Annotated in this window: 5 protein-coding genes; all 5 read right to left on the bottom strand. The window is 67.2% G+C overall.

Features of this window, described 5'->3' with window-relative positions:
* Positions 1–223: 5'/3'-nucleotidase SurE (locus Q7V15_RS10945; RefSeq protein ID WP_304755597.1), on the bottom strand; the 223-nt coding region annotated here is incomplete at its 3' end.
* Positions 220–1,500: a serine--tRNA ligase gene (gene serS / locus Q7V15_RS10940; protein ID WP_304755596.1), complete on the bottom strand. Its 1,281-nt coding sequence runs from the start codon at positions 1,498–1,500 to the stop codon at positions 220–222. The genes serS and Q7V15_RS10945, both read right to left, overlap by 4 nt.
* 84 nt (positions 1,501–1,584) lie before the next feature.
* Positions 1,585–2,484, bottom strand: coding sequence for a twin-arginine translocase subunit TatC (gene tatC / locus Q7V15_RS10935; RefSeq protein WP_304755595.1), 900 nt, complete (start codon positions 2,482–2,484; stop codon positions 1,585–1,587).
* Entirely contained in the window at positions 2,481–3,044 is a 564-nt protein-coding gene (gene tatB / locus Q7V15_RS10930; protein WP_304755594.1) for a Sec-independent protein translocase protein TatB, read from the bottom strand. Before tatB ends, tatC begins: the two co-directional genes overlap by 4 nt.
* A 116-nt stretch (positions 3,045–3,160) precedes the next feature.
* Positions 3,161–3,373: a twin-arginine translocase TatA/TatE family subunit gene (locus Q7V15_RS10925; RefSeq protein ID WP_304755593.1), complete on the bottom strand. Its 213-nt coding sequence runs from the start codon at positions 3,371–3,373 to the stop codon at positions 3,161–3,163.
* Positions 3,374–3,531: the final 158 nt, after the last annotated feature.

Genomic DNA, 3,531 nt, shown 5'->3' with positions numbered 1-3,531 from the left:
CCAGCATCACGCAGTCGGTGGGCGTACCGGTGACGGCGAAGCGGCGATCATCCAGGGTTCGGACCCGCACCGGCTCCGACAGGGTCAGGGCCCGCGACGCGCCGGACTGCTCGTACTCCGGGGCGACGATCCAGATGTCGTCCGAAAGCTGGCGGGCGATCCGCTCCAGGGCCGCGAGGCCCTCGGCATGGATGCCGTCGTCATTGGTCAGCAGAAGTCTCATGCGCCGGCCTCGATCCGGGTCAGCCCGCCCATATAGGGATGCAGGGCCTGGGGAATGGCGATGGCGCCGTTCTCGTCCTGGTAGTTCTCCAGGATGGCCACCAGGGTGCGGCCGACCGCCAGGCCCGAGCCGTTCAAGGTGTGGACAAACCGCGTCGCCTTGTCGCCGGCGGCCTTGGTCCGGGCGTTCATCCGGCGACCCTGGAAATCGCCGCAGTTGGAGCAGGAGCTGATCTCGCGATAGCGCCCCTCCGACGGGATCCAGACTTCCAGGTCATAGGTCTTGCGGGCCGAAAAGCCCATGTCGCCCGTGCACAGCAGCATGGTGCGGAAGGGCAGCTCCAGGGCCTTCAGCACGGCTTCGGCGCAACCGACCATCCGCTCATGCTCGGCGTCCGACTGGTCGGGCGTGGTGATCGAGACCAGCTCCACCTTCTGGAACTGGTGCTGGCGGATCATCCCGCGGGTGTCGCGCCCCGAGGCCCCGGCCTCGGACCGGAAACAATGGGTCAGCGCCGTCAGCCGCAGCGGTAGCTCTTCGGTGGGCGTGATCTGGTCACGCACGATGTTGGTCAGGGAGACCTCAGCGGTCGGGATCAGCCAGCGGCCGTCCTCGGTGTGGAACAGGTCCTCGGCGAACTTGGGCAGCTGGCCGGTGCCGAACACCGCCTCATCGCGCACCAGCAGCGGCGGGGAGACTTCCAGATAGCCATGTTCGCGGGTCTGGAGGTCGAGCATGAACTGGCCGAGCGCCCGTTCCAGCCGGGCGAGCTGGCCCTTCAGCACGACGAAGCGCGAGCCGCTCATGCGGGCGGCGGCCTCGAAGTCCATCAGGCCCAGGGTCTCGCCCAGATCCACATGGTCCTTGGGTGAGGCGATGGCGAAGGGGTCGCCCCAGCGGCGGACCTCCTGGTTGTCGTCCTCGTCAGCGCCGGGGGGCACGTCGGGCGCCGGCAGGTTGGGCAGGCCGGCCAGCAGGTCGCGCAGGGCTTCGCCGGTCTCGCGCTCCACCGCCCCTTGGGTTTCCAGCACGCCTTTCAAGGTCTCGACCTCGGCCATCAGACGGCTGGCCTCAGCCTCGTCCTTGCGGCCCTTGGCCTGGCCGATCTGCTTGGAGAGGTCGTTGCGGCGGCTCTGGGCCTCCTGCAGGGCGGTCTGGGCCGCGCGCAGGGCGGCGTCCAGGGTCAGGGCCTCGGCGGCGACGCCGGACCGGCCCTTCGCACTCCAGGCCTGCTCATAGAGGTCGGGATTATCGCGAATGGCCTTGATGTCGTGCATGGCGCCGGCGGTCTTCTTGTGGTGAGCGGCCTTCTCTAGAGCGCGTCGGCCATGGGGCCAAGCCCCGCGCCGGCCAGGACGCCGCTAGATGGGGATGACATCGCTGCCCTGGGCCTCATCTTCGCGCTTGCGGCGGCGTTCCATCAGCCGGACGCACCAGATCGAGATCTCGTAGAGCAGGATGATCGGGATCGCCAAGGAGAGCTGGCTGATCGGATCGGGCGGGGTGACGATGGCTGCGACGATGAACACCCCGAGAATGGCGTATCGGCGGCCGGTCCGCAGCATCTCGGCGTTCACGATGCCGGTCAGGGCCAGCAGGGTGAGGACCACCGGCAGCTGGAAGCACAGGCCAAAGGCCAGCAACAGGGTCGTGACCAGGGTCAGATAGTCCGAGACCTTGGGCAGCAGTTCCACGGTCACCGCCGCGTCGCCGATGATCTGCTGGGACAGGGAGAACCAGAGAACGAAGGGCAGGATCATGTAGTAGACCAGGGCTGATCCCAGCAGGAAGAGCCCCGGCGCGGCCGCCAGAAACGGCAGGAAGGCCCGACGCTCGCGCTTGTAGAGCCCCGGCGCCACGAAGGCGTAAACCTGCCAGGCCAGGACCGGGAAGGTGACGATCACCGCGCCAAAGGCCGCCAGCTTCAGCTTGGTGAAAAAGAACTCCAGGGGCGCGGTGAACACCAGCCGCAGCCGCTCGCCGCCTTCCGGCGCCTCGGTGAAGCCGGCCATGGCCGACATCATGGCGAAGGGGCCGTGTCCGCCGCCGGCGGTTTCGGCGGCCATCAGCCGCGCGGCCACCTCGAAGGGGTGCAGCAGGAAGATATAGATCGGCTCGGCGAAGGCGAAGCACAGGACAAAACCTGCGCCGAAGGCGACGATGCAGATGACCAGGCGTTTGCGCAGCTCGACCAAGTGGTCGAGCAGCGGGGCGCGGGAAGACTCGATCTCCCGCTCGTCTTCGTCCTCGATGTTGCTCACGCCTTGTCTCCCGCGGGCTTAGCCCGGCTGACCCGAGGCTTGGCGGACGCCGTCGTCGATGACTTGGGTTTGCTGGCCTTTGCGACGGTCGGTTCGCTCGTCGCCTTTGAGGTCTTGGGCGCCTTGGGCTCCCTGGGGGCAGGCGTCTTGAGCGTCGGGGGTTCGGGCTTGGTCGCAGCCACCGCCGCGTCTGGCGTGGGTTCGCTCAGGGACTGGCTGCCCGCATAGGGCCCTACGCCCATGGGGGGATGCATCTGCACATCCCCAGAGGACAGGCCGGTCTCGATTTCACGCATGACGGCCTGGGCGTCGGTGCGGCCCATCTCGTCGTCGAGCAGCTTTCCGCTGCGCAGGGCCTCGACCTCCTTGCGCAGATCGTCCAGCTCGGACTGGCGGCCCATCTCGTCAAAGCTGGCGCGGAACTCCGCCGCCATGCCCCGCAGGCGCGCCGTGAACTGGCCCAGCCGCCGCATGAGCATCGGCAGGTCCTTGGGACCCACCACCACCAGGGCGATGATGCCGATGAGCAGGAGCTCTCCTGCGCCGATATCGGGAAGCATGACCGTTCTCGCCTAGGGTCTTGTCAGACCAGGAGAATATGGCCGGCGCCCGACGCCTGGCGTCAGGACCGACAATGGGCGGGTATTGGCGCCGGAGGGTCCGACTCCAGTCGCGATCAGTTGCGGACCTCGTCCTTTTCCCGCTCCGGGATGGTCTTGACCACCTCGGGCTTGGTGTCTTCGACATCGTCGTTCTTCAGGCCGTCGCGGAAGGCGCGAATGCCCTTGGCGGCGTCGCCCATGACCGACGAAATCTTGCCGCGACCGCCAAACAGAAGGGCGAACACCACCAGAACGATCAGCCAGTGCCAGATCGAGAACGAGCCCATAAGGCGAAACTCCTATGCTGAGCGGCCATTGGCGACCGCGTCGCCACCCCTCAATTCCATATCAATATAGCGACTCAGACCCCCGTGCGCCAAGGCGAGCGCCGAGCCTTTTGCAAAGGCTGCGGCGAATGGCGGTCAGGACCGCGTCTGATCGTCCT

Origin of the sequence: Phenylobacterium sp., assembly GCF_030651755.1 — a bacterium.
In the GTDB taxonomy this organism is placed as follows: Bacteria; Pseudomonadota; Alphaproteobacteria; order Caulobacterales; family Caulobacteraceae; genus Phenylobacterium.
The sequence above is the reverse complement of the archived record's forward strand: the minus strand, read 5'-3'. Positions and strand labels throughout refer to the sequence as shown.